Source organism: Streptomyces dengpaensis (assembly GCF_002946835.1).
GTDB classification, from domain to species: domain Bacteria; phylum Actinomycetota; class Actinomycetes; order Streptomycetales; family Streptomycetaceae; genus Streptomyces; species Streptomyces dengpaensis.
This window is the reverse complement of record NZ_CP026652.1, coordinates 161308-187883: the sequence shown is the minus strand read 5'-3', so window position 1 is coordinate 187883 and position 26576 is coordinate 161308. Positions and strand designations below refer to the sequence as shown.

At 69.1% G+C, this 26576-nt stretch carries 32 protein-coding genes, 1 tRNA gene and 3 pseudogenes; 14 read left to right on the top strand and 22 right to left on the bottom strand.

The annotated features are described in order from the left end of the window. Positions 1-307 precede the first annotated feature (307 nt). A complete protein-coding gene (locus C4B68_RS00930; protein WP_099506820.1) occupies positions 308-940 on the top strand; it encodes a site-specific integrase in 633 nt (210 codons plus the stop codon). A gap of 38 nt (positions 941-978) precedes the next feature. Here the strand turns inward: C4B68_RS00930 and C4B68_RS41170 are convergent, their stop codons facing one another. Further along, positions 979-1320: an MFS transporter gene (locus C4B68_RS41170; RefSeq protein ID WP_143674622.1), complete on the bottom strand. Its 342-nt coding sequence runs from the start codon at positions 1318-1320 to the stop codon at positions 979-981. 273 nt (positions 1321-1593) lie between these two features. Here C4B68_RS41170 and C4B68_RS00925 point away from each other — a divergent pair, with 273 nt between their 5' ends. After that, positions 1594-2148, top strand: coding sequence for a recombinase family protein (locus tag C4B68_RS00925; RefSeq protein WP_104879934.1), 555 nt, complete (start codon positions 1594-1596; stop codon positions 2146-2148). A gap of 32 nt (positions 2149-2180) precedes the next feature. Here the strand turns inward: C4B68_RS00925 and istB are convergent, their stop codons facing one another. Then, positions 2181-3005, bottom strand: coding sequence for an IS21-like element helper ATPase IstB (gene istB / locus C4B68_RS00920; RefSeq protein WP_099506758.1), 825 nt, complete (start codon positions 3003-3005; stop codon positions 2181-2183). Further along, complete coding sequence (gene istA / locus C4B68_RS00915) at positions 3005-4246, bottom strand: IS21 family transposase (protein WP_099506759.1); 1242 nt, start codon at positions 4244-4246, stop codon at positions 3005-3007. The genes istB and istA overlap by 1 nt, the downstream gene beginning before the upstream one ends. 105 nt (positions 4247-4351) lie before the next feature. Between istA and C4B68_RS00910 the strand changes: the two genes are divergently transcribed. Further along, positions 4352-4519 carry a helix-turn-helix domain-containing protein gene (locus C4B68_RS00910; protein ID WP_099506760.1) on the top strand — a complete coding sequence of 56 codons (168 nt, stop codon included), beginning with the start codon at positions 4352-4354 and terminating at the stop codon, positions 4517-4519. A gap of 24 nt (positions 4520-4543) precedes the next feature. Here C4B68_RS00910 and C4B68_RS00905 read toward each other — a convergent pair whose 3' ends face one another. From C4B68_RS00905 to C4B68_RS00895, 4 genes are all read right to left on the bottom strand, one after another. After that, positions 4544-4981, bottom strand: a complete 438-nt coding sequence (locus C4B68_RS00905; RefSeq protein WP_099506761.1) for a hypothetical protein — start codon at positions 4979-4981, stop codon at positions 4544-4546. Positions 4982-5019: 38 nt separating this feature from the next. Further along, positions 5020-5556: a hypothetical protein gene (locus C4B68_RS00900; RefSeq protein WP_104879933.1), complete on the bottom strand. Its 537-nt coding sequence runs from the start codon at positions 5554-5556 to the stop codon at positions 5020-5022. Between the two features lie 75 nt (positions 5557-5631). Next, positions 5632-5790 carry a hypothetical protein gene (locus C4B68_RS41575; protein WP_167458964.1) on the bottom strand — a complete coding sequence of 53 codons (159 nt, stop codon included), beginning with the start codon at positions 5788-5790 and terminating at the stop codon, positions 5632-5634. Between the two features lie 128 nt (positions 5791-5918). Then, positions 5919-6455, bottom strand: a complete 537-nt coding sequence (locus tag C4B68_RS00895; protein WP_143674600.1) for a hypothetical protein — start codon at positions 6453-6455, stop codon at positions 5919-5921. A gap of 897 nt (positions 6456-7352) precedes the next feature. On the opposite strand from C4B68_RS00895, the gene C4B68_RS42745 reads away from it, so the two are divergent. Beyond that, complete coding sequence (locus C4B68_RS42745) at positions 7353-7631, top strand: hypothetical protein (RefSeq protein WP_240634108.1); 279 nt, start codon at positions 7353-7355, stop codon at positions 7629-7631. Between the two features lie 112 nt (positions 7632-7743). Here C4B68_RS42745 and tnpA read toward each other — a convergent pair whose 3' ends face one another. Then, positions 7744-8160 carry an IS200/IS605 family transposase gene (tnpA, locus tag C4B68_RS00885; RefSeq protein ID WP_099506246.1) on the bottom strand — a complete coding sequence of 139 codons (417 nt, stop codon included), beginning with the start codon at positions 8158-8160 and terminating at the stop codon, positions 7744-7746. Between the two features lie 25 nt (positions 8161-8185). Between tnpA and C4B68_RS00880 the strand changes: the two genes are divergently transcribed. The 3 genes from C4B68_RS00880 to C4B68_RS41570 all read left to right on the top strand — a co-directional run bounded on the left by C4B68_RS00880 (position 8186) and on the right by C4B68_RS41570 (position 11264). After that, positions 8186-9409 (top strand): RNA-guided endonuclease InsQ/TnpB family protein, encoded by a 1224-nt coding sequence (locus tag C4B68_RS00880; protein WP_104879932.1) that lies wholly within the window; start codon positions 8186-8188, stop codon positions 9407-9409. 358 nt (positions 9410-9767) lie between these two features. Beyond that, complete coding sequence (locus C4B68_RS00870; protein WP_099506573.1) at positions 9768-10955, top strand: M20 family metallopeptidase; 1188 nt, start codon at positions 9768-9770, stop codon at positions 10953-10955. Between the two features lie 138 nt (positions 10956-11093). Next, positions 11094-11264 (top strand): hypothetical protein, encoded by a 171-nt coding sequence (locus C4B68_RS41570; RefSeq protein ID WP_167458963.1) that lies wholly within the window; start codon positions 11094-11096, stop codon positions 11262-11264. A gap of 625 nt (positions 11265-11889) precedes the next feature. Here the strand turns inward: C4B68_RS41570 and C4B68_RS42740 are convergent. From C4B68_RS42740 to C4B68_RS00855, 3 genes and pseudogenes are all read right to left on the bottom strand, one after another. Next, positions 11890-12135 (bottom strand): annotated as a pseudogene (locus C4B68_RS42740) (IS5/IS1182 family transposase); the annotation flags it as partial. A gap of 67 nt (positions 12136-12202) precedes the next feature. Continuing rightward, the gene (locus C4B68_RS00860) at positions 12203-12952 is read right to left on the bottom strand and encodes a hypothetical protein (RefSeq protein ID WP_143674563.1); all 750 of its coding nucleotides are present in this window, start codon (positions 12950-12952) and stop codon (positions 12203-12205) included. A gap of 294 nt (positions 12953-13246) precedes the next feature. Further along, on the bottom strand, positions 13247-13672 hold the full coding sequence (locus tag C4B68_RS00855) for a hypothetical protein (protein WP_099506571.1): 426 nt from the start codon (positions 13670-13672) through the stop codon (positions 13247-13249). Positions 13673-13986: 314 nt separating this feature from the next. Here C4B68_RS00855 and C4B68_RS41165 point away from each other — a divergent pair, with 314 nt between their 5' ends. Beyond that, positions 13987-14166: a hypothetical protein gene (locus C4B68_RS41165; RefSeq protein ID WP_143674561.1), complete on the top strand. Its 180-nt coding sequence runs from the start codon at positions 13987-13989 to the stop codon at positions 14164-14166. Positions 14167-14207: 41 nt separating this feature from the next. Beyond that, positions 14208-14279: transfer RNA gene (locus C4B68_RS00845), tRNA-Gln, on the top strand. Here the strand turns inward: C4B68_RS00845 and C4B68_RS00840 are convergent. From C4B68_RS00840 to C4B68_RS00830, 4 genes are read right to left on the bottom strand one after another with little or no spacing between them, the layout of a single operon-like run. Next, positions 14255-14671, bottom strand: coding sequence for a cobalamin B12-binding domain-containing protein (locus C4B68_RS00840; protein ID WP_240634106.1), 417 nt, complete (start codon positions 14669-14671; stop codon positions 14255-14257). The genes C4B68_RS00845 and C4B68_RS00840 overlap by 25 nt on opposite strands. A gap of 12 nt (positions 14672-14683) precedes the next feature. Then, positions 14684-15184 carry a DNA glycosylase family protein gene (locus tag C4B68_RS00835; RefSeq protein ID WP_240634105.1) on the bottom strand — a complete coding sequence of 167 codons (501 nt, stop codon included), beginning with the start codon at positions 15182-15184 and terminating at the stop codon, positions 14684-14686. Next, positions 15105-15782 carry a hypothetical protein gene (locus C4B68_RS42735; protein WP_240634104.1) on the bottom strand — a complete coding sequence of 226 codons (678 nt, stop codon included), beginning with the start codon at positions 15780-15782 and terminating at the stop codon, positions 15105-15107. Before C4B68_RS42735 ends, C4B68_RS00835 begins: the two co-directional genes overlap by 80 nt. Beyond that, on the bottom strand, positions 15782-16201 hold the full coding sequence (locus C4B68_RS00830) for a hypothetical protein (protein ID WP_143674559.1): 420 nt from the start codon (positions 16199-16201) through the stop codon (positions 15782-15784). Before C4B68_RS00830 ends, C4B68_RS42735 begins: the two co-directional genes overlap by 1 nt. Positions 16202-16330: 129 nt before the next feature. Here C4B68_RS00830 and C4B68_RS00825 point away from each other — a divergent pair. Next, a pseudogene (locus tag C4B68_RS00825) lies at positions 16331-16921 on the top strand (3'-5' exonuclease); the annotation flags it as partial. 837 nt (positions 16922-17758) lie between these two features. Here the strand turns inward: C4B68_RS00825 and C4B68_RS00815 are convergent. Genes C4B68_RS00815 through C4B68_RS00800 form a run of 4 tightly spaced genes read right to left on the bottom strand, consistent with a single transcriptional unit; the run spans position 17759 to position 19869 of the window. Next, positions 17759-18577, bottom strand: a complete 819-nt coding sequence (locus C4B68_RS00815; RefSeq protein ID WP_099506566.1) for a phosphotransferase — start codon at positions 18575-18577, stop codon at positions 17759-17761. Continuing rightward, complete coding sequence (locus C4B68_RS00810; protein ID WP_099506565.1) at positions 18549-19451, bottom strand: aldo/keto reductase; 903 nt, start codon at positions 19449-19451, stop codon at positions 18549-18551. Before C4B68_RS00810 ends, C4B68_RS00815 begins: the two co-directional genes overlap by 29 nt. Continuing rightward, positions 19448-19648: a hypothetical protein gene (locus tag C4B68_RS00805; RefSeq protein WP_143674557.1), complete on the bottom strand. Its 201-nt coding sequence runs from the start codon at positions 19646-19648 to the stop codon at positions 19448-19450. Before C4B68_RS00805 ends, C4B68_RS00810 begins: the two co-directional genes overlap by 4 nt. Then, a complete protein-coding gene (locus C4B68_RS00800) occupies positions 19645-19869 on the bottom strand; it encodes a hypothetical protein (protein WP_099506563.1) in 225 nt (74 codons plus the stop codon). Before C4B68_RS00800 ends, C4B68_RS00805 begins: the two co-directional genes overlap by 4 nt. A gap of 440 nt (positions 19870-20309) precedes the next feature. On the opposite strand from C4B68_RS00800, the gene C4B68_RS41565 reads away from it, so the two are divergent. The 3 genes and pseudogenes from C4B68_RS41565 (at position 20310) to C4B68_RS00795 (ending at position 21542) form a co-directional block, all read left to right on the top strand. Then, a complete protein-coding gene (locus tag C4B68_RS41565; protein ID WP_167458962.1) occupies positions 20310-20462 on the top strand; it encodes a hypothetical protein in 153 nt (50 codons plus the stop codon). Between the two features lie 294 nt (positions 20463-20756). Beyond that, a pseudogene (locus C4B68_RS42730) lies at positions 20757-21047 on the top strand (P-loop NTPase family protein); the annotation flags it as partial. Positions 21048-21074: 27 nt separating this feature from the next. Further along, complete coding sequence (locus C4B68_RS00795) at positions 21075-21542, top strand: AAA family ATPase (protein WP_240634651.1); 468 nt, start codon at positions 21075-21077, stop codon at positions 21540-21542. Between the two features lie 5 nt (positions 21543-21547). Here C4B68_RS00795 and C4B68_RS00790 read toward each other — a convergent pair whose 3' ends face one another. Continuing rightward, on the bottom strand, positions 21548-23137 hold the full coding sequence (locus tag C4B68_RS00790) for a PQQ-binding-like beta-propeller repeat protein (protein WP_099506562.1): 1590 nt from the start codon (positions 23135-23137) through the stop codon (positions 21548-21550). A gap of 137 nt (positions 23138-23274) precedes the next feature. Beyond that, on the bottom strand, positions 23275-23580 hold the full coding sequence (locus C4B68_RS41160; RefSeq protein WP_143674556.1) for a hypothetical protein: 306 nt from the start codon (positions 23578-23580) through the stop codon (positions 23275-23277). Positions 23581-23742: 162 nt separating this feature from the next. On the opposite strand from C4B68_RS41160, the gene C4B68_RS44005 reads away from it, so the two are divergent. Continuing rightward, positions 23743-23877, top strand: a complete 135-nt coding sequence (locus tag C4B68_RS44005) for a hypothetical protein (RefSeq protein ID WP_257217549.1) — start codon at positions 23743-23745, stop codon at positions 23875-23877. A gap of 114 nt (positions 23878-23991) precedes the next feature. Here the strand turns inward: C4B68_RS44005 and C4B68_RS00785 are convergent, their stop codons facing one another. Beyond that, positions 23992-26355, bottom strand: coding sequence for a SpoIIE family protein phosphatase (locus C4B68_RS00785; RefSeq protein WP_099506561.1), 2364 nt, complete (start codon positions 26353-26355; stop codon positions 23992-23994). Positions 26356-26576 lie beyond the last annotated feature (221 nt).

Below are 26576 nucleotides of genomic sequence, written 5' to 3'. Positions count from 1 at the left end.
AGCCACGGTACTTCCCAAATCCCAGGGTCAGCGAGGGGCGGGCAGAGTCGCCGGGGAGCAGTCGCCACCAGGGAGTCCCGACCCGCCGCCAGTTCCGGCACGTACTTGTAGATAGACCGTGGCATCGGAGTAGCCCCGTGGAGACGGGACACTCTGGCTGGTGGCCGCAGACGATGAGTTCTTGATCCACTATCCGGCGGACAGGACGCCGGTGCGAGGTCGTGTGAGAGCTGTCGCCTGGAGCCCGGATAACGTCCTCATGTCCGGAGTCCAGAACAGGGCTCATCTCCGGCATACAGGACGGGTCATGACAGACAGTCGGGTAACAGTCGTACCGGTCGTCACCCCGGCGGCACCGGTCCGGCCCGAGGAGTACGACACCGCGACCCGGGCCGCGCTGGAGCACATCGACGGACAGGCCGTGCGCGCGGTCGCGGACGGCCGCCCGGAGCGGACCCGCAAGGGCTACGCCCAGGACTGGGCGAGCTGGAGCAAGTTCTGCGGCGCCACCGGCGGACTCGTCGCCGACATGCGCGTCTCCAAGATCCGCCCCCGGATCGTGCCCGTGCCGTACGGCTCCCGGCCCTCCATCTGCCCGGTCCGCGCATGGACCGCATGGAAGGAAGCCGCCGAGCTCACCGACCCGGACGACTACGCGTGGCGCCGCCTGCACTCCCGCTGGCACACCCTCATGGAGGGCGGACTGCAGCCCGAGTCCATCGGCGACGTCATCACCCGCGCCGGCGAACGCGCCGGAATCGAGATCCGGTTCACCGGACACTCCCCCCGCCGCGGGCTGGCCACCTCCTCCCGGCTCAAGGGCCACGACCAGATCGTCATCGCCAAACAGGGCGGATTGGCCCCGCACTCCAAGGTGCTCGCCGGATACCTCGAAGTCGTCGACCAGTGGGAGGACAACGCCCTGATCGGCGTCCTGTAGGCACCGCTATCGCACCGAAACCGGCCGACGTGTTCTTGTCAGCCGCCGTTTCCGGTATCGGGCGGAAGGTCACGTCGAGTTCGCTCCTGCTGGGTGGTGCGCCTCGCCATGATCAGTGCAGCGTAGCCGCCGAGGGCACCTCCAAGGGCACTGATCAAACCGGCTAGCGCGGTGATCAGACCAACGATGTCGCCGTCCGCTAGATCATCTCCGGGAGGCTCTGACGCGGCCGAGCCGACCATGAAATAGCTGCCGACGGCAAGCGCAAGGCCGATCGCGAACGCGACAGCAGATCTGAACCTCAAGCGTCGGACGCGGCGGCTCCGTTCCAGGCGATCTACGGGGTGTAAGTCGATCCGTTCCTCGTTGCGATCTCCCATGCGCCTTCCCTGCCGTGGTCCATCACGATGGCTGTCGCCGAGTGCGGTTAGTCTGCCGCCTGACGGAGGCCCCTGAGGCCCGCCCTTGTTGAACGGCGCGATTCGCCCTACGCGGCTCGCCGACCTCATACCCAACAACCGATCGGTTGTTGGACAACATCCCTTGCGGGGGCAACTCCGGCCGGAGAGTCGGCTCCCGGCGTTCAAGAAGGGTGTTCATCAACTCGGCGTGTTCAAGAACCTCTTGGAACCCTTTTCTGTACGGTGCCGTGCATGACGACGACCGCAGAATGGGCTGACGCCGACAGCCCGATGGAGACCTTCCCCGCGAACGCGTCCGGAGCCCGGGTCGGGTACGGGCGGGTGTCCACGCAGGGGCAGCTGCTCGACCGACAGATCGCGGCCCTCGAAGCGGCCAGCTGCGTGCGGGTGTTCACCGACAAGAAGTCCGGCAAGAACGCGGAACGCGAGGAGCTGTGGAAGTGCCTCGACTACCTCCGCCCCGGCGACACCCTCGTGGTGCCCTCCCTCGACCGCCTCGGGCGCTCGATCCAAGACCTGATCTCCATCGTGGCGGGGCTCCGCAAGCGCGGGATCGGCTTCCAGTCGCTGCACGAGTCCCTCGACACCACCACGCCCGGCGGCCGCCTGGTCTTCCACGTGTTCGCCGCGCTCGCGGAGTTCATCCGCGAGCTGATCGTGCAGGGCACCCACGAGGGCCTGGCGGCCGCGCGGGCTCGGGGCGAACGGATCGGCCGGCCGCCCGCCATGACGGAGGAACAGATCCTGTCGGCGGCGGCTGAACTCGGACCCAGTCTGGACAGGTGAAATCTGACCCGGGTGTCTTCGGTTCGGTCGTTTCAGTCGTTGTCGGTAGTGGCGGGGACGCGTCCGAGTTCGCGTCCTCGCATGCGGAATGAGTCGCCTTTGAGGGAGTGGACCTCGGCGTGGTGGACGAGGCGGTCGATCATGGCGGCGGCGACGGTCTCGTCGCCGAAGACCTCTCCCCAGCGTCCGAAGGGTTTGTTGCTGGTGACGATCACGGACGCGCGTTCGTATCGGTTCGAGATGAGCTGGAAGAACAGGTTCGCGGCCTCGGCTTCGAAGGGGATGTAGCCGACCTCGTCCACCACGATCAGCGGGTAGCGGCTCAGCTTGGTGAGCTCGGCCTGGAGCCGTCCGGAGTGGTGGGCAGCGGCCAGGCGGTCGACCCACTCGGCGGCGGTGGCGAAGGCGACGCGGTGTCCGGCCTGGCAGGCGCGGACCGCGAGGCCGATCGCCAGGTGTGTCTTGCCCGTGCCCGGCGGGCCCAGAAAGACGGCGTTCTCCTTGCCGGCGATGAAGTCCAACGTGCCCAGATGCGCGAGCTGTTGTCGCGTCATGCCGCGCAGATGGGTGACGTCGAGCTCCTCGATCGTCTTGATCGCGGGGAAGCGGGCGGCACGTACTCTCGCCTCGCCGCCGTGTGATTCGCGGGCGGACACTTCGCGTTGGAGGCAGGCGACGAGGTATTCGGCGTGGGTCCAGGACTCCTTGCGGGCGCGTTCGGCGAGCCGGTCGGCGGCGTCCAGCAGGGCCGGGGCCTTCATCGCGCGGGCGAGGAAAGCGAGGTCGGCGATGGTCTGGGAGCCGGTCCTGCGGCCCGCTCCGGTGCTTTGGGCCGGGGCACTGGTGGTGCGAGGCATCAGCCGGCCTCCCTGTCGCCGCCGCCTTCGATGACGGTGAACAGCCGGTCATAGGCGCCGAGTTCGCGTTGCTCGACCTCGACGAGCGGGCCGGCCTCGGCCTGGGCGGCCTGCTGATGGCGGGCCTGCCCGCGCATCGTCTGGCCCGCAGCGGCGTGATCGGGATCGGTGAGGGTCTGGTGGCGGGCCCAGCAGCGGGGGTGGCGGGCGACGATCACGCCGCCGGGCGCCAGCGCGATGACCTCGTCGTTGTCGGTGAGCACGGTGACGGTGCGTCCGATCGCCTCGGGGTGCACGGAGTAGTCGTTGGTATCGACGCGGACGTAGTGGTCACGCCCGATGCGGGTCTGCATCCGCCACCAGGCGGGCGGGTCGACGGGCGGCAGGGTGAGCATCCCGGCCCGGTCGGTCTCCCAGCGGTCGGCGGGACGGGCCTTAAGGGTGCGGTGCAGGCGCCGGTTGGCAACCGCCAGCCAGGTGGTCAGCTGGGTGTTGAAGTCGCCGGGGCCGCTGAACGTGCGGCCGGGCAGGAACGAGGTCTCGAGATAACCGTTCGCGCGTTCGACCAGCCCTTTCGCCTCGGGGTCACGGGGCCTGCAGAGGTAGATCTTGGTGGCGAGCAGGCCGGCGAACGCGGCGAACTCTGCGGTGAGCCTGCCGCGGCCGACCCCGGCCTCGTTGTCCCAGACCAGCGTTTTGGGCACGGCGCCCCACCCGTTCAGCAGCCGCCAGTGCCCGTCGATCAGGTCGCCGGTCGTGCGGGAGGGCAGCATCCGCGCGGCGATCACCCGCGAGTAGCCGGACACCATCACCAGCACCGGCGGACGCCCCGTCTGCCCGTAGCCGAGCGGGATGTCCGCGTCGGGAAACCACAGGTCGCACTGGGCCAGCTCGCCCGGCTGATAGGTCGTGCGGGAGACCGGATCGACGGGAACGTAGGCGGGCCGCAGTTCCCGCACCCGCTCCTTGAGGACCGTCATCCCGCGCTCCCATCCGATCCGCTCGGCGATCACCGTGGCAGGCATCGTCGGGGTCTCCCTGAGCAGCTCACGGATCTGCACCTCGACCGCGTCGACCACCGAGCCCTTGGCCGGCCGCTCGTACTTCGGCGGCCGGTCACTCGCCAGTGCACGCTTCACCGTGTTCTTCGAGATGCCCAGATGCCGGGCGATCGCCCGGATCGGCATCTGCTCGGCCCGGTGCAGCCTGCGGATCTCTGCCCAGTCCTCCACGCGGATCACCCTTCCCTCCTGACCTTCCGATCAAGATCAGGTTCAGGCGAAGACCACCGAGAGGGTCACTTTTGATCCGCCGTCAGAGGGTCAGAATTCAGGCGTCGCCGAGAGATCCGTCGCGCCCGCGGTTTGCTGACCGACCCGGAGAACACGATCACCTCGATCGCCAAGCTGCTGGGCGTCTCCCGCACCACGCTGTACAAGTACGTGCCAGAGCTGGCGGCAGGGCGGGACTCGCTTGTACCGAACGCTCGCGAGAGCCTGCCTGCATCACGTTGACCTCCACCTGCCCTCTCGGGGCGCTCACACGCGGTCGCCGTCTCCTGAGCGCGCCGTCTTCAGGCGGGCGCGATATGCCTTCTGACGGCACGCGTTGGAGCAGTACTCGCGCGGTCGCCGAGCGCTCTTGGGGCGCTCGAAGACCACACGGCACTGTCGGCAGTGGGGCGCGAACCGCTCCTCGATGTTCCATTCGCGGATCAGGGCCCGCAGTTCCTCGTCGACGACAAGAGAGTTCCCATCGTCCCCGGCCCAGAATTCCCAGGCGTTGGTGTGGTTCTTCGACAGGCGTGCTTGCCACAGCGCGGTCTGGGACGTGAACTGGGCGACCCACTTGTCGATCCCCAGCCCCCGAGCCAGGTCGGCGCGGTTCGCGCCATACAGCGCATAGGCGAGGAGCGCGCTCGCCCTTTCCTGGTCGAGTCGGCGGAGGACGAAACTAAGCGAGTCGGTGCGCTCCACGCGGGGCCGGTGTTGCGCGCCGGCTCGGGGTCGCCGACTCATCCCTCGCGCCCTGACCCGGCAGACCGCAGCGCGGTCTCGCTCCGCACGACCACCACGGTCGGCACTGCCGCGGGTTCCTGCTCCACAGCCGGGGGCGGCTGGAGGGCCGGTGGCGCCGAGGGCTTGCCCCAGGGCAGCAGGCCGCAGAGCGCGGAGATGACGTGACTGAGCCCGAGCAGAACCTGCGGCAGGTCGGCGGACGGGGTCCGTCGCGCAATCAGCCAGGCTATGCAGACCACTATGCCGAGCAGGGCCACGAGGACCAACGCGGCCAGTACGGCGAACTTGCTGCTGACCTCGGAAAACTGAGTCCGCGCGCTCCTCGTCCTGTCCTTCATGACGGGGAGGAGCTTCTCCCCGATGTACGTGCCGAACTTGCCGCCCGGGACCATGATGCGCACGTCGCGTTCGATGTCGGCGGTGTTCTCCGCCGGCCCCTTGCGGCAGTTGGTGACGTAGTCGGAGTTGGCCCGGCACTCCCGAAGGTGCTGCTCCACGAAGACCTCGACCATTTTGACGCTGGAGTCCGGCACCGACTTCAGGACCTCGTCCTCGGAGTTGTCGTCCTTGTGGTTGCGGAGCGACAGCGACCTGTTGCGATCGAGGACTCAGCGGATGAGGTCGATGGTGCCGACGGCGAACTCGACGATCGAGCCGCCCTCGGAGCCTCGGCCCGCGATGCCCGCGATGCCCGCACCGCCCTTCCCAACCATGGCAATCCGGCGCCCCTCCGAGGGCAGCACCGGAACGGGGCGTGATGTAGTCATGGCACGGGACGGTACCCGGCTCCCCAGAGATCCCGGTGACCGACCGGCCCCATGCCTTGTCTGCCGCAGCGCTGAACAAGGGAGCCCCGGCTTGCAGCCGGGGCTCCCTTGCCTCGAGAACCCGGTTGTTATCGCTTCTTGCAGAACTTCTTTTCTGCCTCCGCCTTTCCGTCATCGAAGCCTTCCCGCCACCCGGGATCTCTTGGACCAAAGTCCTGCGGCGGCTCCTGTGCGTCCTCGCACTTCTTGCCCTCCGCGTAACCTTTCTTGCGGCCCTCCAGGTACGCGTCTGTCTCGTTCTGCTCCTCGGTCTCCGCGACCGTGCCGCACGTGACCGTGGGACCACCGTCGATCTGCACTGCCTTGACTGTGCCCTCGGGCCCATTGATCTGGGCCGTGAAACTCCCCTTAGCGTCCGTCGTTGTTGTGCCTGCTGGTGCGGCGCCGGCCTTGAAGAGCACATCCTCGTTCGGCTTGAAATTCTTGCCGCTGACCGTGAACCTGCTCGGATCCTCGGTCTTTGACAAACCGCAGCTGGGATTTGGTGCCGACTGTGCCGGTGCCGCCAAGAACGTCACCGACCCAAGCGCCAGCGAAGACACCGCCAGCGGTGCCAGCACAGCCAGGCGCATACGTCCGTTCATTTTTTGATAGGCGTGACTCATGAGAATTCATCCTTCGAAGTCAGGAAGGGTGAAAGGAGTCGGATGGACCCCGCTCACCCGACGGTCTTCGAAAAGTAGATCCCGGCACTGCGGGGGCGTCATGTCCCCTGATCTCGGGACTTGACACAGGCACCAGGCACTGCGCCTGGATGGTGCGTGCCGGCTCCTCGAGAAGGACGCCCCGCCGAAGGAACCACGAGGGTGGGTCGTCTATGGAACCCGTATCTTCCTGCAGGCCGCAGCTCTACGATGGCGGGCCCGCAGGCTCAAGAGCTCTTTCGATTGTCCCGCCGCCCGTGCGCGATGTCGACTTGAGGACCACCCGGCCACACGCTCGCACCGGTCCGTAGCGCTCGTCGACCTCGACCGGGACGCCGTGCCGTCCGAGGACGGCGCGCAGCCGCCGGCCCAGCGGCCGCCCGGCCTTATCTGCATCTGTCAAGTACAACTGCTGGTCATGGCCCGAAGTTTGTGCAGGCATGTAAGGCACGTTTCTCGCCCAGACAGGTGCCGGTGGGCGTCGCGTACGGCAGTTACGGCCCGAGAGAAGGGCTGGTTGGGGGGCCTGCTGAACCGCAAGCAGGCGGGGAAGACTGCGGGTACACGTCGGTGGATGGAGGGGGCGGTGTCCGTGGCCGCGGCAAGCAGTACGGACTCGGCGCTCAAGAGGGCCCGGGTGGCGCGGAACATGACGCTGGAGGAGGCCGCCGACGCGCTGAATGTGATCACCGGCGGGGCTGCGGACGCGAGCCTGATGAGCGCGTGGGAGTCCGGGCGGCGCCGTGCGGGCAAGCGGAACCGGGCTGGGCTCTGCCAGTTATACCGTGAGCGGCCCGAAGTGCTGTTCGCGCATCAGGACGGCGCGGCCACGAGCGTGCTGGAGAGCTCCGGACGGCTGTGGTCGTCAAGGTGCTCACCCGCTGGACGGACTTGGTCGAGGCGATGGTTGATGTCGTCGCGGGAGCTCGTGAGCAACTGGTGGTTACCGGTAGCCGGTCGCGGGAGAAGGCGTATCTGGCGGCGATCGAGACGGCCGTGGCCCTGCGCCCCGATCTGGTCCACTACCGGGTGCTGTACGGGCCGCCCCGGCATTGGGCGCTCGCCGACCACTTGGTGCGGCTACCGGAATTCATTCGCAGTGCATCGGCCTTCAGGCCGGTGGTGAAGCGAATCTGACAGTGGCGACGCGGAGCGTCGCAGACTCAGGTCCGGCAGCGCCGGACACCGCAGTGCTTCGCCTGCGGCGCGGAGCGTCGCGAGTGCTGCTCCCGGCGGAGCCGGGCAGTGCTCACACCGGCCGGTTCTGCTGTTCGATGTACTGCCGGACCACGGAGAGCGGGGCGCCGCCGACGGTTCCGGCGAAGTAAGACCCGGACCAGAGCTTGTTGGCCCGCCAGTAGTGGCGCACCAGGTCGGGGAACTCCTGGCGCAGGCGGCGGGAGGAGACACCCTTGAGGGAGTTGACCAGCTTGGTCACGGCAACCTTGGGCGGGAAGTTCACCAGCAGGTGGACGTGGTTGTCCTCGCCGTTGAACTCCACCAGCTCGCACTCGAAGTCGCCGCAGACCGACTGCATGATCTCCTCCATGCGTGTCAGATGAGCGTCAGTGAACACCTTGTGCCGGAACTTGGTCACGAAAACCAAGTGCACATGCATCACGAAAGCACAGTGCCGGCCAGTTCTGATCTCCTGCATCTCACCCATAACCCAAGTATGCAGGGTGACGGTCATGCAGCTCAGGTACGCGTTCAGGCTCTACCCGAATGCCGGTCAGCGCACCGCGCTGGCCAGGGCGTTCGGGTGCGCCCGGGTGGTGTTCAACGACGCGGTGCGTGCCCGTGAAGACGCCCGTAAAGCCGGGCAGCCGTTCCCGAAGGCCGGGGAGCTGTCCACGCGCCTGATCACCGAGGCCAAGCGGACCACCGGGCGGTCCTGGCTTGGCGAGGTCTCCGCGGTGGTGCTCCAGCAGTCCCTGCGGGACGCCGAGGCCGCCTACAAGAACTTCTTCGCCTCTCTCAGGGGCACCCGCAAAGGCCCCAGGACCGGCCCGCCCCGCTTCAAGTCCCGCAAGGACGCCCGGCAGTCGATCCGCTTCACCGCCAACGCCCGCTGGAACATCACCGACAACGGCCCTCTGAACCTGCCGAAGATCGGCGCGGTCAAGGTGAAGTGGTCCCGCACCCTGCCCTCCACCCCCACCTCCGTCACCGTCATCAAGGACGCGGCCAAACGGTACTTCGCCTCCTTCGTCATCGACACCGACCCCACCGCCGACGCGACACGGATGCCCGAAACCCAGCACACCATCGGCATCGATCTCGGCCTGACCCACTTCGCGGTCCTGTCCGACGGCACGAAGACCGATTCCCCGCGCTTCCTCCGGCGCGTGGAGAAGAAGCTGAAGAAGGCCCAGCGGGAGCTGTCCCGCAAGCAGAAGGGATCCAAGAACCGGGCCAAGGCCCGCCTCAAGGTCGCCCGCGCCCACGCCAAGGTCACCGACGCGCGACGCGAGTTCCACCACCAGCTCTCCACGAAGCTGATCTGCGAGAACCAAGGGATCGGCGTGGAGGACCTGTCGGTGGCGGGACTGGCCCGCACGAAGCTGGCCAAGTCCGTGCACGACGCCGGATGGGCATCGTTCATCAGCATGCTGGAATACAAAGCAGAACGGTACGGCCGCACCCTGGTCAAGATCGGCCGGTTCGAGCCGACCTCCCAGACCTGCTCCACCTGCGGCGTCAAGGACGGACCCAAACCCCTCGACGTCCGGGAATGGACCTGTACCGCCTGCGGCACCGTCCACGACCGCGACCACAACGCCGCACTCAACGTGAAAACGGCCGCCGGACTGGCGGTATCAGCCTGCGGAGCGCCGGTAAGACCAGGAGCAATCCCGGCACAGCGCGAAGAAACAGGAAGCCACGGACTCCCGACCGAACCCCGAGCCGCGTAGCGGCACAGCAACAAGTCGAGAAGGCCAGAATCCTCGCCCATCAGGGCGAGGAGCAAGTCAATGGAGCTGCGCGATCCGGCCGCGCGCCGCAACGGCGTCAAGACGCTGCGCATCGGGATGGTGGAGCCGGCCGAGGCGCTGGAACGCTTCTTCGTGGCGTCCGAGGCCGCCGCGGTGGTGCCGCTGCCCTCGTTCCATGGGGCGGAGGGGTTCGACTGCGGCGTGTTACTCAGTCGCGAGGCGGCGGTGGGGCTCGTCCACCATGGTCGGGAGGCGTGCGCGTCCGCGCGGCCGGTGGAGACGATCGATGCCGTCCGTGCGCTGCCGGTACGGCACTACGGAGGGGTGAGGGAGAAGCGTGAGCGAGGACCTTCAGCAGGCCGAGGGCCGTACGGCATCCGCGGTGGAGCTGGCCCGGGAGCTGATCCGGCGGCCGAGCCGGGGCGGGATCGACGACTACGGGCCCGTCCTGGGTGTGCTGGAGGACTGGCTCGCCGCGCGCGGCCTGCCGCACCGTCATCTGCACGACGGCACCGGTGAGCTGGTGGGGCTGCTGGTGGAGATCCCCGGCGGCCGTCCGGGCTCCTGGTGGACGCTGGACGCGTGCGTGGACACCGCCCCGTACGGTGACGAGACCGCCTGCTCCTTCCCGCCCGCCTCCGGGGACGTGGTGGATGGCTGGCTGCTCGGCCGAGGGGCTGCGGACTCCAAGCTCGCCGCGGCGATGTTCTGCCACATCGCCGCCGACCTCGCGCCCCGCGCCGAGACGCTGCGCGGCGGGCTCGCCGTGCTCCTGGACGTCGACGAGCACACCGGCGGCTTCGGTGGCGCCCGCGCCTACCTCGCCGACCCGCATGCGGCCCGCCCCGCCGGGGTGATGATCGGTTACCCCGGCATGGAGGAGGTCGTGGTCGGCGGCCGGGGTCTGTGGCGGGCCACCATCGCCGTGCATGCCCCCTCCGGGCACTCCGGCTCCAGCAAGAATGTGGTGGGAGCGATCTCCCGTGCCGCCTATCTCGTCAAGCTCCTGGACGCCGCCGAACTTCCCAGCGCCGCCGGGGCCTCGGGGTTCCCGCTGTCGCCGAAGCTGTCGGTCACGTCCTTCCACGGCGGCCAGGGCTTCTCGGTCACTCCCGACCGGTGCGAACTCAATGTCGACATCCGCACCACCCCGACCTTCGACGGCTACGACGCCGAGACGCTCGTCCGCAAGGCCGTCGCCGAGCTTGACGCGGAACTGCCCGCCCCGACGCCCACTGAGATCACCCCGATCGCCACGTGGCCACCCTTCCGCCTCGCCGAGAACGAGCAGCCCGCCGCGGCCCTGCTGAATGCCGCCGCCGAGGCGGGGCTCAGGGTCCGGTCGAAGACCGCGGGGCCGTCGAACATCGGCAACCTGCTCGCCGGGGAGGGCATCCCGGCCACCGCCGGCTTCGGCGTGCCGTACGAGGGGCTGCACGGCATCGACGAGCGCGCCCACCTCGCCGAACTGCCCACGGTGTACGCCGCCTACAAGCGTGCCGTCCTCGAGCTCCTGGAGGGCTGACGTCCCAGGACCGTCCCAGGTTTCTCCCAGATCCACTCCAAGCAAGTGCCCAACTCCGTCTCTGGGAACAGGACTTGTCTCGCGGTGGCATAGAGGCAGCACCACCTCCACATTCACCGATGACAAGGGAGGCCGGTCATGGCCGAGCAGACCATCGTCACCACCCAGCCCGCCGCCGAGAACACGTCCGCCGCGGCGCCGAGCACCGGTGGCTTCGCGCCGCAGGTCAGCACCCACCTGGTGTCGACCCTCACCCTGGGCCGCCAGACGTTCAACGACTCGGACAAGTCCAACTACTTCGAGGGCTGACAAGCCCAGGACACCACCGAGCACCCCGGGGGCCGGCCGCTACGGCGGTCGGCCCCCGGGCGCGTCACAGGGGAGGCGAACAGATGGAACGGGAGTGGATGAGCGGCGGCACGGCCGCCGTGGGCGGATTGACGATCGACGGCCTCGGCGATGTCCGCTGGGCCCCGGCCGCGCGGGTGCGTACGGCTGTCGAAGGGCCGGTCGCGCTCGCGGTCGTGGGCGACTGCCCAGCCGCAGACCAGGAACTCCGAGGTGCGCTCCCGGCTGTGCGGGCGGGCCGGTGGGGCGAGCTGACCCTGTGGCCGGGCTCGTCGGAGCCGGTGATGGAGGCGGCGATGTACGCCATGGATACCGCGTATCTGCGCCCGGTGCGAGGGCTGCCGCTGCACCTGACCGGGCACGGCGGGGACATGGTGCTGGACGCCTCCAGCTCCTGCTGGGTGCGGCTCCTGCAGGACGGCCGGCGGCGTGAGGCCCACCGCCAGGTCGTGTCGTTTGCCCGGCTGCGCAACACTGCTCCCGGCCCGTACTGGAGGGCCCTCAAGCAAGCCGCTGACCTGGGGCGGAGCGGCTCCCTGGGGCGTGCCGCCGAGGCCTTGGAGCGCGGGACCATCACGTCGGCGGCCGCCGTGGCGGGCTGCCGGTCCGTTAGGCCCTCCGCGAACTGCAGCACGCTGACCATCGCTAACTGGCCCGGCGACCAGGCTGGACCACCCCGGCGCGGAAATGCCCGAGCGAACTGCTCGTCCTCGAACAGCGGACCGAGTTCATCCCGGATCCGCATGGCCAGACAGCCCTTACGGAACGCGGCGCGAGCTACTCGCGCAGTGGCCTCCGGAACGGGCGGAGCAGGCACGGGGCGCAGCGACATCGCAGTCCCTCCTTGCCTCCCCGCACGATGGAACCGAGCCTCCATCAGACTGCTCGATCAAACAAGATCACCAAGAGCGGTCACCGAATCCGCCAACAGAGTCCTTCAGGTCGGGGTGGTCGGTGCTGACGCCCGTACCGATAACCCCGATCTTGATGCCGAAGGCGCGGAAGGTGGGCGGCAGCTGGTCCAGCCGCATCGCCTGTTGGCCCCAGCCGTATTGCTGGCGTTCCTCCAGTTCCGGGTAGACCTTGGCCAGCGGAGTGAGGGTGACGAGGTTGTCCTGGGTCGCCGACAGGTCGGGGCGGTGGATCCAGCGGTCGGTGTAGCCGCCCGTGGGCCGGACGTACAGGGACTGGATGGAGTGGGTGGTCTCCGTCGCCAGGGTGAGGGTGACCCTCCGGCCCGGCCAACTCGCCCCGATCAGGAACACTCCGGCGCCGGCCAGCGGTTCGCCGTCCGGGCCGCAGACGCGCAGTGAGACCTCCACGGGCTTCTCCAGGGGCGTGACCAGCCCTGGGTCCCGCAGCGGCAGCATCCCTGCGGCCGGCGTGGCGGCGGGTCCGGCTGCGGACAGCGGCAGGTCCGGCTCGATGTGCACATGCAGCGACCGCATCCCCGGTACCTGGGCCTCGGCGGCCTCGACGACCACGATCTCCGGGCAGGAGGGCTGCACTCCAGCCGACTGCAGCTTGTCCGACGGGGTGAGTCTGCGGACCACCGTGACCTCGGGCATGCTCTCCAGCCGGTCGCACACCGCGTCCATGCCCGGCTCGGGCACTCCCGGTGGGAGCAGTTGCTGCGGCAGCGGTGTCACGATGTCACGCTGCCGGCGCGGCTGCACGGCGATCGGTGACGGCGTGCCCTTCTTGCGTGGCGCCGCTTCTTTGTCCTCAGGGCCCGGCCCGCCGGCCCTCGTGCCTCGGATTCGCTCTGGCGGTTGTTCCGGGGCTTGTTTCCGGGCCTGTCCTTGACCATTACGTCCACCTTCACCATGCCTGCTTCGGTTTTTGAGCTTCTGATCCGGATGACGAGCGGCTCGCGGCTTCCACGGCTGTGCGGTGTGCCCGGGAACCGCTCCCGGGCACACCGCACAGCACACCGCCTTATGTCAGCCGATACCGAAGGGCTGACCCATCTGGCCGAAGCCGAAGCCAGGCTGCTGGTACTGCTGCGGGTACGGCTGACCGAACGGCTGCTGGCCCTGCTGGCTCTGCTGCACGAGCGTCAAGATGGCAGTCGGCAGCGCCTGCTGCACGGACTGCTCCACGGCGCTGCGCACACCCTGAAGCAGCGTCGTGTGCAGCGCGACGGCCAGGTACGGGTGCGCCTGGTGGGCCAGACCCTGCTGCTGCAGCTGCTGCTGGACCTGCTGGATCTGCTGCAGCGTCTGCTGCATGCGCTGCGCGATCTGCTGACTCGCCTGCTGGCAGGCCTGCTGGATCGTCTGCTGAACGACCTGCGCGATCTGCTGCTGCGGCCCGGCGATCTGCTGGCCGAACTGCTGCAGGGGCGGGGTAGCGGTCATCACCGACATGAATGCTCCATTCGATGCCACGGGAAAGCCAACATAAGGGATGATGTTGGCTTTTTCGGAATGATTCCGACGCGCTGAAGCTAAGGCGACGTCGCCCCGACCGCAATCGGGCGAGCTGCTCAGGAGGGAGGAATCTCCCCGATCGGATCCGGCGATTGGCGAGCTGGCCGGGGGCGCGGCAGGATGAGCTGCTGCTGGAGGTGGCGGACGAGCGTGCGGGCGGCACACACTCACTGACTGCCGTCGGCGGCGGGGACTTTGAGGACCAGCGGCGCTGTTGGCCGTGGCGGCCACGTGACGGCAAGGGAGAGCGCGTGACAGCACCGAGGATTGACTACCGGGCGCTGTTCGCCGCCACACCCAGCCCGTATCTGGTGCTGGGCCCCGATCTGGTGATCATCGATGTCAACCTCTGGTCGACACTCCGGCACACATCACCGACCATCACGGAGAGCATGCATACATTAGACAGGCCGTACAGCGATACGTGGTAGGGCACGCCCGGCTGGCCGAGCTCCCGCGGTCTTCGGGCAAATGGGATATGGGGTAATTGGCAGCCCGACGGTTTCTGGTTCCGTTAGTTCAGGTTCGAGTCCTGGTATCCCAGCAAGCGCGGGCACCGCCCATCACAGGTGGAAGGAGTGACGGGACGTGGTGCCCGCCGACCATCAGAGCGATGCTCGGATCGAGCTTGGCCGCAATCCGCGCGGACATCTCGTAGGTGGGGGCGAGCAGGTTCATCGCTGCCCACCGGGGCGCGACTGTGTTGACGATCCTCGCGGTCTCTTCGATGCCCAGGCCGTGGGCTTCAGCGTCCAGGACGCCGACGTTGAAGCCGGCCTGCTGGGCGTAGGTGGCGATGTAGGCCATGCCCAGCACGGGGAGCGTGTAGTCGTTGGTGCGCGGCCGCAGGTCGTAGTCGCGCAGCGGCGCGTTCACGAACAAAGCGTCGAGCGTGTGGGTGGCGTCGGCGCCCGTGATCAGCGGTAACTGCCGCATGGGTCCTCCAGGTCATCGGGCATGTGAGCCCCAGGTGAGGGTGGAGAGGGTCAGGGTGTGCAGGGCGGTGCGGTCGGTTCCGGCCCATCCGGTCCACAGCGGGCCGAACGCCTTGTCTTTCTTGTCGGGCCACGGGTGGGCGGGCGCGATCTGGGCGGCCCAGGTCCGCACGGAGAGGTCATCGTGGGGGTAGATGCTGAAGTCGCCGGTGAAGTCGGCAGCGGCCGCCGCGGCAGTCCATGGCCCGATGCGGGGGATGCCCGTCAACGCGGTGACCAGGTGGGCGGCATCCATGCGCTCCCACGTGCTGTGGTGCTGCTGGTAGTGCGTGGCCGCGGCGTGCAGCGCAGTGTGGTGGAATTTCGCGCCGACGCCGGCGAACTCCTCGTCGGCCAGTGTGAGGACCTCGGTGTGCGTGGGCGCGACGGCGAGTTCACCGAACGGGCCGTCGACGTCGGTGCCGAAGGCGCGGCACCAGGCGCGGTAGAGCTTGCGGGCTTGGTCGGCGCGCACGACTTGGCGCAGGATCGCGGTGGTGATCGCGTCCCAGAGCCAGGGGTTCGCCAGCCGCTGTGTGGCGCCGAGCGCGGTGAGCCCGGTGCGCAGCGCGGCGCGGGCCGCGTACGAACAGGGTGACGGTGTCCGGCTCCATCACGGCCTGGTGCACCATCGCCTCGCCGAGCGTGTACGCGCTGCCGGGCCGCTCGATGGTCACGATTCCCGGCTCGAGGTCGGTCCCGGTGAACGGGCCGTCCCAGCCGTTGGTGCGGCGCCGCACGACGTGCACGTAGCCGCCGGCGAGGATCTGGGTGGCAAATGCGTAGCGGTGGTCGTGCGCAACGCGCTGGTTGTCGGGCCGCGGGTTCATGTTCAGGCGGACCTCGAAGCCGCGGTCCGGAGCTTGGTAGAGCGACAGCCGGTTGAGCAGCAGCGTGACACGGCTGGCGGCCAGGCGCTGCGGGTCGTGGAGCACTTCGCCGACCAGCCGGGTCAGTAGGTACCGGTCTTGCGCGAGTTGGTCCAGCACGGCGCGGCTGATGCGCAGCACGCCGCGCAGGTCGGTCGAGTCCAGCGACGGCACGGCGTCGAGCCATGTGCTGGCGGTCCTCATCAGAGGCCACCCGCCGGGGCGCTGGTAAGGCTTTCGAGCGTCCAACGAGCGCGCCGGGCGGCGGCCGCGTACTCGTCGCCGGACAGCCGTTCATCTGTATCGGGCGTGGTGCGAGCGGTGGCGAGCACCTGCAGGCCGTCGTCGCTGCTCTGCATCGCGCACAGCGTGCCGGGGTGCACGGCGAGCACCTGCTCGGGACCGAAGCTGCGCGCGTACTGCGGGCGATGGGCCTGCAGGTCGCTGGGCTCCTGGTACATCTCCAGCGCCACGGTGCCCGCGGCGGTCAGGACGACCGAGGGAGTGTTCACCGGCCACGGCGTCATGGTGGGCTGGGCCGCGATGCGCAGGTAGACCACATGCCGGTCCGGTACTGAAAGCGGCAGGTAGACATAGCCGTGAGCCGGGAGTGCGCCTGCCAACGTGCATGTTCCGGTGTCGAGGATGCTGAGGATTCGGGAAGCGAGGGGCGCCAGCCATCCGGTGGTGCCTGCTGCGGAGACCTCGGGGATTTCACCGGGGTCTCGTCCCTGTGGGAGTAGCTGGTCGACGAAGGCGGGCCCGTCACCCGGCCCGACGCCGTGCTGTGCCGAACCAACGTCGGCGCCATGGCCCAGGTCATGGAACTGCTGGCCACCAGGTACCGGGTGGCCCTGGTCGGGGGAGGAGACAGCCTGCGCGCCCTCGCCCTGGCCGCCCGCGACCTGAAGGAAGGCCGCCGCACCACCCATCCCGAACTGGTCCTGTTCCCCTCCTGGGGTGAACTGCAGGACTACGCCACCCACGACCCGGCCGGACGTGATCTGCAGCCGCTGGTCGACCTTGTCGACACCCACGGCATCGACGTCATCCTCAGCGCTGTTGCTCAACTCGTCCCCGAGCAACAGGCCGAGGTGACCGTCTCCACCGTCCACAAGGCCAAGGGTCGTGAATGGGCGCGGGTGAAAATCGCCGACGACTTCACCCCGCCCAAGGACAGCGACCAGCTGGACGACACCGGCCGCGCGGTGCCCGGCCCGATCGACGACGGCGAAGCTCGCCTCGCCTACGTCGCCGTCACCCGTACCCGCCGCCGGCTCGACATCGGAGGCCTGGCCTGGATTGACGATCACCCTGCCGCACCCCTGTCCCCGTCACCGCGGACAAGGGGCGGGCACACGCAGACCTGGACTCACGGGGCGAGGCTGAATCGCCCCGACTCTGGGCAAACGGCCTGCCGCTTGGCCCAGACCGTCTCAGCCTTTGACCGAGCCCACCCATGGTCGGTCTATGCCTGATCTCGCAGGGCCTCCAGTTCCGCACGCAGCGCGTTGTTCTCAGCTACCAGTTCGGCCTTGCTGCGCCGATCTGCAGGCGGCTTCCGGGCGGAGCGGCTGGGCCTCTGAGAGCGGTTTTCGGCAGGGGGTTCGGCGACGGGTCCCAGGGGCTCGAAGGCGACGATCACGGCTGGGTCCAGACCGCACACTGGGCAGCGCTCCTTGCCGCAGACCCCTCCATCGGGCCGTGGGCTCTTCCGGTTACGGGTCGCCTCGATGACGTGTCCGCAGTACAAACGCAGCCGCCACCGGTGCAGTTCCCGCGGAGGAGTCGGAGGCCCGAGAAGCTCGAGCAGTCGCTCCCGACGTTCTTCTGACCAGGGAGGAGCCTTGGAGTTGGCGTTGAACCCACTCATGGAATTGCACAGCCTCTTGCTGCCGACGGTGGTCGGCCTTGGTCAGCTGGTAGTCCGCCAAAGGCACGCCATGGCGTAGATATTCGGCCTCCATGTTGGTGACGGTAGGCAGCGGGGGCACCGGTCTGGGACGAGCCTTCAGAAGTCCATCCGTACGGATGGCCCGCTGGGTGCCTGCCACCGGAGGGCCCACCGGTGCAGTGTGCCGCGACTCCCTCAGCTCCGGTTCGCAACCGTTGCGTACTGCCCCGGATTTACCCTCATTGACTACGCATCAGGTCCTGTCCTCTGAAGGAGCGGTGGTTCCTCAGGTGATGGAGGCGACGAGGGCTCGTAGGGGGGCGGCCAGTTCGGGGTGGTTGCCGCGGGAGCAGGACTGCAGGAGGTCAGCGGCGACGATGAGGAGGGCCGTGTTGCCGACTGGGGTGTTCAGGACGGGGAGTTCCCGGCGGATCGTGGCGGCCGTGGCGGGGGTGAGCAGGGAGTAGGCGTAGAGCATGGCGGCGTCGTAGCCGAGGGGGGCGGAGCCGAAGCCTTCCCAGTCCAGGATGACGGGTTGGCGGGTGATGTTGGCGAAGTGGAAGTCGCCGTGTGCCGTGGCCCAGTTGGTGATGTCCGGTGCGGGAACTCGGGCGTGCTGAGGGACGGCCCGCGAGATCCATTCCTGCCGCACGGCAACACGGGTGGTGTGGGTGGCGGCAATGGTGTCGAGGTCGGTGCGCAGGCTCGTCCACCATGCCGGGGTCAGGTTCAGTTCGGTGCGCAGGACGGGCTCGGGCGAGCAGGTCGGGCTGGCGATGAACTCCGACAGCTCGGCGCGGAAGACAAGGCCGCCGTGGTGCAGGTCGTGGAGGGCATGGAGGGCGGGTTTGCGCACGGTGGGGAACGCGGCGGCGGCCTCTTCGGTGCCGTCCCAGAGTTTTCCGTTCGCCTGGCCGGCCGGGGCAGAGATGAGACGCAGCCAGCAGGCCCCGTGGGCAAGGTGGTGGGCCTGCTGGCCGAGGGTACGGCCCTGGTAGCCCCACTGGCGGGGACCGGTGACCGTGATGCCGAGGGCGTCGGCGGCGGCCGACTGGGCGGTCAGGGCGCGCTGTTCGTCAGTCGGGGTGGTGGGGGGCGAGTACATCGAGGGCCTTCCGCACGGTCTCGGCGGGCAGGGGCTGCTCGTCGAGGGCTGCGCGAGCGGCGTCCCAGTGTGCCGGAGTGGAGGCGGACAGCAGCACTTTTGGGACGCCGGGGCAGGAAGCGACGGCCAGGAGGCAGGCCTGGGCGATGCTCAGCGAGGGGTGGAGCAGGGCCGCGAGTTCGGCGGTGGCCAGGGCTGACAGCTCTCCGCCGTGCAGGGGCGCAGAGGCGTGTACGTCCCATCGCCGGGCGGTAGCGTTGGCGATCGGGCCGTGCCCGTCCAGCGCCGCGGCGAGCGCCGAGTCCATCACGAGGCTGACCGGCAGCTGGATGGCCTTGAGATGATGTTGCGGACTCCCGGCCGCTTCGGTGGCGAGGCGGTCGAGGTCGGCGACGGTGAACAGCCGGTCGTGGAAGCCGGTCCAGGTCGCGACGCCGTACGAGACAAGGTGCCCGGCGGCTGCTTCCTGCTCGAGGGCCGCGAAGGCATCCCTCAGGACCTGGTAGAGCGAGGCCTCACCGACGCGTTCGGGGTTGTGGAGGAAGACGGTGTCGATGCGATCTCGGCCGAGTTCGTGCCGATTGCGTTCCACCTGCCACCGGACGTACCGAGGGCGCAGGCTGTGGCGTGTGCCGGGCGGCAGGATGCCCGCCGCCCAAGCGGCGTTGCTGGTCTGCGGGGCGACGAATCCGGTCTTCGTCGCGACCTGCAGGTGTGGGTGTTCGTCGAGGACGGGAGCGAGGAGTGTCTGGGCGCGGCCGCGCAGGTAGTTGGGCGCGGTATCCAGCCAGCTGGCTCCTGACGCGGCGGCGTACCGGGCCGCGGTGGCCACGTCCCGCAGCCGGTACGTGCCGAGCGCCAGCGCGGCAATCACTGGTGACCGGCCCGGACGCAGACGGCCTGAGCGTCCACCAACTCACCCACGACGCCAACTGCATCGGGCACGGCGAGGCCGGCGGCATTCGCCAGATCGGCCAGGGTCCACCATCCGCCTTCGAGCAGACGGCGCAGCAGCGGTGCGGCGGCTGGGGCGAAGTCGATCTCCTGTCCGGCCGCGGTGAGGCGGATCACCTCCACACCGTCGTCGTGGCGGGCCTCGGCCAGCCGGGCCCGGCGAGCCGTGTCGTGCCGATGTTGGTGATACCGATCTTCACGGCGTTCATGTGCGGGTGGTGCAGGACATATACCAGGGACGGAAGGCCGTGGTTGGTGCCGAAGGGGCGGCACCGGCGGCAACCTCCCGCCCCCTGGAGGGCCTTGACCACCACGGTGTCGCAGGTCAGACACTGCATACGCCACGGGGTACCCAGCCGCCCCGGATACGGCTCCAGGGGTGTGAAGCCGAGCGTGCGTACCCTCGCGGCGGCTTCGTGAGGCTCGACGAGCGGGCTTCCCCGAGCACTGGCGGCACACCCCTCGCCCGTACTTCGCCAGGTGATGGGTGGGGAAGACGACTCGCCCACACACGTGCTGGCATCGCCACCGGGCCAGCGTCCCCGGGCAGGGCTCCATCGGCTCGAGGCCGACGGCGCGCATCTCCGCAACCGCCTGGACCGAGAAGTTGGTCCGCCGCGTGGCCACCCGTCCGACCAGCGCGCACTTCCCGCATCCGCCGCCCTTGCGCACGGTGGTGTATCGGGGTTTGACGGTGCCGCCGCACCGCAGGCACTGACACAGCCACGGCATCTGGCTGCCCGGGTAGGGGGCCAGCGGTTTGAAGCCGGCGGAGCGCATGAACTCGGCGGCCTCCTCGTCGCTGACCCGCACCGATCCGTTGCAGCCCGAGCAGCACACCTGTCCGGACCGGATCTCGGCGAGCCGCGGATACCGGATCTGCCCGCACACCGCGTGGAGAGCCTTCCAGCCGTTGTGGACGCCCTGGTAGGCGGCGAGCGGCTCCCATCCGGCCGTGACCAGGTCAGCGGTCGCACGCTCCACCGTCCCGCCAGTTCGCGGCCTCGTGGACGAACACCACCCGCATCCGCCGCGACACCCCCGCCACCCGCATCGTGCTGCTCTCCGCGGTCCTGCCCAACGGCGAAGACGTTGCACCGCGTCCAGCGTGGCGTTGGTGATGCGTTCGGTGCCGTCGCCGCGCCTTGTCACCGGCAACGGGCGGGCGGTGTCGGTGGCTGCCGGTAGCCTCCGCGGATGATGGTGGGTACCCGAAGACACGAGGCTGGTCGTCCTGCGCGGTAACAGCGCCTCGGGCAAGTCGTCCGTCGCGGCCGGCATCCGCGACCGTTTCGGCTGTGGCCTGGCCCTCGTCGGCCAGGACAACCTCCGCCGGATTGTGCTGCGCGAGCGGGACCGGCCCGGCGCGGCGAACATCGGCCTGATCGACCTGACCGCCCGCTACGCCCTGGACGCCGGATATCACGTGGTGGTCGAAGGGATCCTGTACGCCGACCACTACGGCGAGATACTCGCCCAGCTGCGCGCCGACCACTGCGGTCCGACCCACGGCTACGCGCGGTCCCATGAGGCAGGGCGCGGCATCATCCAGGACCAGGTCGCAATCGCCGGACGGGCGCTGCCCTGGGCAGATACAGCTTTGTTCGCCGAACTGATGCTCTGCTGGGAACTGCGTTCTTACCGCATCGCCGCAGCACAGACGGCACCCGTCCTCTTCGACCGAGGAGTCCCTGACATCGTGGGCTACCTGAAGCTGGAAGGGCTGCCCGTACCGGACCACGTTCACACTGCCGCGCAGAGGTTTCGGTACCACCACCGCGTGTTCATCGCACCCCCTGGCCGGAGATCTACAAGCAGGACAGCGAGCGCAGGCAGTCCTACCAGGAGGCCGAGCGCACCTACGAGTCAATGGTCACCACGTACACCGCCTACGGTTACGAACTGGTACACCTTCCCCTCACCTCCGTCGCGAAGCGGGCACGATTCGTCACCGACTCCCTTCGCTGACCACTTCGGATCAACTCGTCTAGTGGCGGGCGGTTTCTACTGACCCGGTCAACCCGGGACCGAGCAGTCCAGGATCCGCCCGTCCACCGTCCCCACGACCAGCCGCTGTTGCTCCGCCCGGTACGCGGCGGACACCGGCGTGACCGGGTGGCCGTGCGCGCGCAGGGTGTGCCGGGCTCGCACCTCGCCCGTCGCCGTGTCCAGGGTCTCCACCTCACCGGTGAGATACACGACGTACACCCTCCGCTCGTCGCCGTCGAGATCGGCGAGCGGCTTGTCGGTGCCGTACACCCAGCGTGCCTCTCCGTCCGGCAGCCGGCGGCTCACGACGTACGTGCCCTCGCGGGCTTCCACGTAGGCGGCGCCCTGTTCGTATGACCGGCCCGCGTGGACGAGGGTGTGTGTCAGCTCGACGGCGGGGCCGTACCAGGGCTGGAGTGCGGACGCCGGGTCCCAGCGCAAGGGGAAGAGGGCGCGCAGAGTGGCGGGGCCGTGGGCGCCTGGAGGATCGATCGCGTGGATCCACGGCGCGTCGTCGTCCGGGCCGGGGCCGTCCACATACAGCAGACGGGCGCTGTGTCTGACGCGCAGCGCCGGGGAGTTGGAGCGGCTGGGGACGAGACCGAGGCGTGCCGCCTCCTGGTGCGTGGGGGCGAGCAGCAGAGCGGCGTGTGCGTCGCGCCCTTGCGGGCGCAGGGCAAGCCAGCCTTCGTCCGCGGCGCACAGTGCGGGGACCGACGGCACGTCCACGCAGTCCACCGCACCGCCGTCCGCCGTCGATATCCGCCGAACAGTGGTCGCGCGGTCAACCGGGCGACCCGTCACCTCGTCGCGCCGGTAGCCCCGGTACGTCACCCACGCCGACTCGTCGTCAGGGGCCGCCTCGACCCGGACGCTCCCCTCCCCGTCCGCAGGAAGAGCCCACTTCAGCGCGCCCGACGGATCCCAGCATTCGAGGTCCGTGTGCCGGCCGGTGGCGAGCACCCGGCCGTCGGCCAGCACCGCCAGGTCCCGCACCTCCGCCCGCCGCCGCCACCGGCCCTCCGTCAGCCGCGCGAGGGTGTTCTCCACATGCGGGTCGTAAAGGAGCCCGCTCTCGACCATCGGATGGCGTGTGTCGTCGGGGTCGACCAGACCGGCCGGAGCAGACAGCCAGTCGTCCACCGCGACGGCCAGCTCGAAGCCCTTGCGGAAGCCGCCGTCCTTGTCCTCGGGGGAGAGCAGCATCGCGAGCCTGCCGTCCTCCAGCCAGCGCAGGTGGCGCACTTGGCGGCTCTTGCTCAGCAGGTTCGTCACGCGCCCGGTCTCCAGGTGCAGCAGGAGCAGCTGTCCCTGAAAGTCCCACGAGCCGTCGTAGCGGCCGGTGCCGACGGCGACGAGCGGCAGCTCGGGGTGAGGCTCGATGGCACATACGGAGTAGCGGGAGGCGACGACGTGGCGCGGACGGAGCGTGCCGGCCTCGTACACGCCTATCCGGTAGCCGAGCCAGTGGCCCGTACCGCGCCACATGACGTGCCCGAGGTCACCGGCCGCGATGACACAGCCGTGACGCTCGTCGGTCACCGCCCACACGGGCCGGCCGATCTCGGCGAACGGCTGGTCCCCGAGTATCCGGCAGACGGTCAGCTCATCCGGCACGACAATCCCCCCAGGTGGCGCACAGTCTGCCAGGCCCGGCGCTTTCCTGCGGTCTTCCGAGGGAATCGGCTCATCCATGTACGTGATCGGGAACGGATCCACGAGGCACGCATACCGAGGCGAGCCAGGTCGCAGACTCACCCCTTATCGTCGACAGCCGACCACGGCCGCGTGCGGCTGACCACGGGGATGGCCATGGCTGTCGCTGCTGCTGCCGACACGAACCGCTCGACTTGGACGGCTGCGATCATTTGACGGCGAATCCGTGGCTGACCTGGGGAAAATGGCTGGGATCCGGCGTCGTTGAGAGCAGCGGCTCTCACCGTGAATCCCCGCTTGATCCGCTGACGCGCGGCACGCAGTTCCGCGTTCTCCTTCGTGCTCGTCACGGGTTTCACACCGTCGTCGATGTCCGCGCGACGCATCCACTTCGACAGCGTCACAGGCTTGGGCGCAGCGACATCTTTCCCACTCGCCCCACAGGGCAAGCCAGTTCAGATGTCACCCGATCGTGCAGCAGACCCATCAGGTTGGAAGAGGCTCCCTGGCCTGAACTGCCTTGTCATACCGGTGGAGCCAGATCAACTTCGTACGTCATGGGGGGTTTGACCGAGGTATCGATGGACACGCTGTACTCCGCCGTTGCCACCGCCAACGGTTGGGACGGTCGCGCGGTCCAGGTCTGTCCCTGCTCCAAGGCGACCCGCGGCAGCAGTCCGGTCGAGCTGATCGTCGAGTAGTGGCGACCGCGGCGAGCAGGCGACGCCGCGCGAGACAGAGCTTTGAAGTGGGGTGCGGCGCCTGGCCGTCCGGGCGCCGTGCCCGCGCGGTTACTTCCTTGCGGGCGACTCGGGTTATGGAGGTGCCGCCGACGCCCCCGTCGGCTGTTCTGCCCAGACGGTTTTTCGTTGGGGCTGGTAGCGGGTGCCCCATTGGTCGGCGAGGGTGGCGACGATGTGCAGGCCTCGGCCTGTCTCGTCGATGGTGCGGGCGTGTTTGACCTGGGGGGCGCTGGCTGCGGTGTCGGTGACTTCGCAGGTCAGCTTCTGGTGGTGGAGCAGGCGGAGTCGTAGGGGCGGGGTGCCGTAGCGGACCGCGTTGCCGACGAACTCGCTGACGATGAGTTCGGTGGTGAATGCTGTTTCTCCGTCCACCTTCCAGGCGTCCAGTTGGCGGCGGGTGGCGGCGCGGGCGATCGGTGCGGCCTCGGGGTCTGCGGGGAGGTCGCAGGTCAGTACCTGGTCGGCGGGCAGTGCTTTGGTGCGGGCGAGAAGGAGGAGTGTCTCGCCGGTGGGGTGGTTGTGGGTGAGTGCGTCGGCGAGGGTGTCGCGTATGTGCGGCAGGGGCGTTGCGGGGGTGCGGTGCAGGAGTGGGCGCAGGGGGCCGCTGGGTGCCAGGAGCTGGTCGGCGAGTGTGGCTGTGCCCATGGCCAGCGTGGTTCCTTCGGAGATGCTGACGGTGGTGGCGGGGAAGGGGGCGTTGTCCGCTTCGGCGAGCGGGGGGCCTGGGGGGACGGACAGGTCGGCGGGGGTGCCGTCGGGGAGGATCACGATCGGTTCGGGGAGGCCGGAGCGGGCGATGGTGCAGGTGAGGTCGACCGGGTCGTAGATGGCGATGATGCAGCCGGCGGTGAGCGGTTCGCGGTTGAGGGGGTCGGTGGGGGGCAGTGAGGCGCGTGCGGCGACGAGACGGGCTGCGGTGTCGCTCAGGCGGGCCAGCAGTTCGTCGGGCTCCAGGTCCAGGGCGGCGAGTGTATGGAGCGCTGTGCGCAGCAGTCCCATGGTGACGGCGGCGGCGATGCCCTGCCCGGCCACGTTGCCGACGATCAGCGCGGTCCGCGCGCCCGGCAGGGCGATGGTGTCGAACCATGCGCTGCCGCCCTGCGGGTCGGCGTGGTGCAGTGGGGCGATCTCCACCGTGGCCTGCGCGGCGGGGTGCTGGGGGAGAAGCCTGCGCTGGACGGTCGACGCGATCATCCATTCGCGCATGAAGAGGCGGGCGTTGTTGATGCAGAGCGCCGCGTGCGCGCACACCGCGCAGGCCACCGTGATGTCGTCCTGCTCGAAGGGGTCCTGCTGCCGGCCACGGTAGAAGCTGACCACGCCCAGAGTCTGCCCGTGCATCGCCAGTGGCGCGACGATCAGGGAGTGGGCGCCGGATCGCTCGATGATGTCGGCTCGTTCGGGGTCGGCGGCCTGCCATGAGCTGTTCTTTTCGAGGGGGATGAGGCGGGGCCGGAGGTCGGACAGGACGTGCGAGAAGGGGGTGCCGGCCGGCAAGGGGCGCACGACTGCGGCCGGGTGACTCCCGATGTCGCCGCGGAAGGCCGCTCGGCGCAGCGGGAGGTCCGGCTGGACGGGGGAGGGGGGAGGGTCTTCCCCGCGGACGACGTCCTCGATCACCTCGACATCGGCGACGTCGGCGAAGGCGGGCATCACGGCCTCCACCAGCTCCTGGCAGACGTGCATCACATTCAGCCGGTGCCCCACGCGCGTGCGGACCGCTTCCAGGAGGGCGAGGCGGTGCTGTGCGTTCTCCCGCTCGGAGACGTCGACCATGTACGCCACCACCACTCCGATGGCATCGCCGTGGGAGTCCGCCAGGCGGAAGTAGGAGACGGATGCGGTGCGGCTTCGGGGCCCGCCCGGTGCTCTCAGGACCCGGACGGTCCGGTTCACCTCCGGCTTGCCGCTCCCTAGGACCCGTCGCGCTACGACGGCTTCTTCCTGGGCGTCCTCGAATGCACACGCCTCGGTGAAGTGCCTGCCCGCCAGGTGCCCCGCCTGCCCCGCAGAGGTGTCGCACAGCCCGCCGGCGGCGCTGCTCGTGCGGACCACGCGCAGTCGGTCGTCGAGGACGAGCAGTCCCACCGGGGAATGGGCGAACACAGCTTCCAAGATCGACAGGACCTGCCCCGGCACGTCCCATCCCGACACTTTGTGCTCGGGTGTGTTCCGTCCCGGTGCGGTGCCCTCTGCCGCGCGCACCTGCCACAGCACAGAGGTGCCGTGCAGCATCGGCTTGACCTGGATCGCGCTGGTGTCCGGGAGTCTTTCCCGTCGCTGTTCGCCGTCGGTGGCGGGCTCACGCAGGAGCGCGGTCACGGACCGGCCGACGGCCTGTTCGGCGGACCATCCGAACAGCTCCTCGGCGGGGCGTGTCCACTCGACCACCCGGCCGCCCTCGTCGACAAGCGCGAGCACGTCATCGTTGGGCATTTCGAAAGCACCTCCGCTTCCATCCCTGCCCGCCCCGTTCCGGCGACGGGCCCCCGTCCGGCAGCCGAACCGATTGGTTCAGCCCGCCTCCCGCCAGGTCCGCCGCGTACTTCAACTGTAGGTCCTGATCTTGAAGGTGCCTGGTGTGGCGCGTCGGATGCCCCGGGCGCCAGGGAGGAGGTTGCCGGTGCTGGACGGTCTCCGCCCTGGGGTGCTGGACT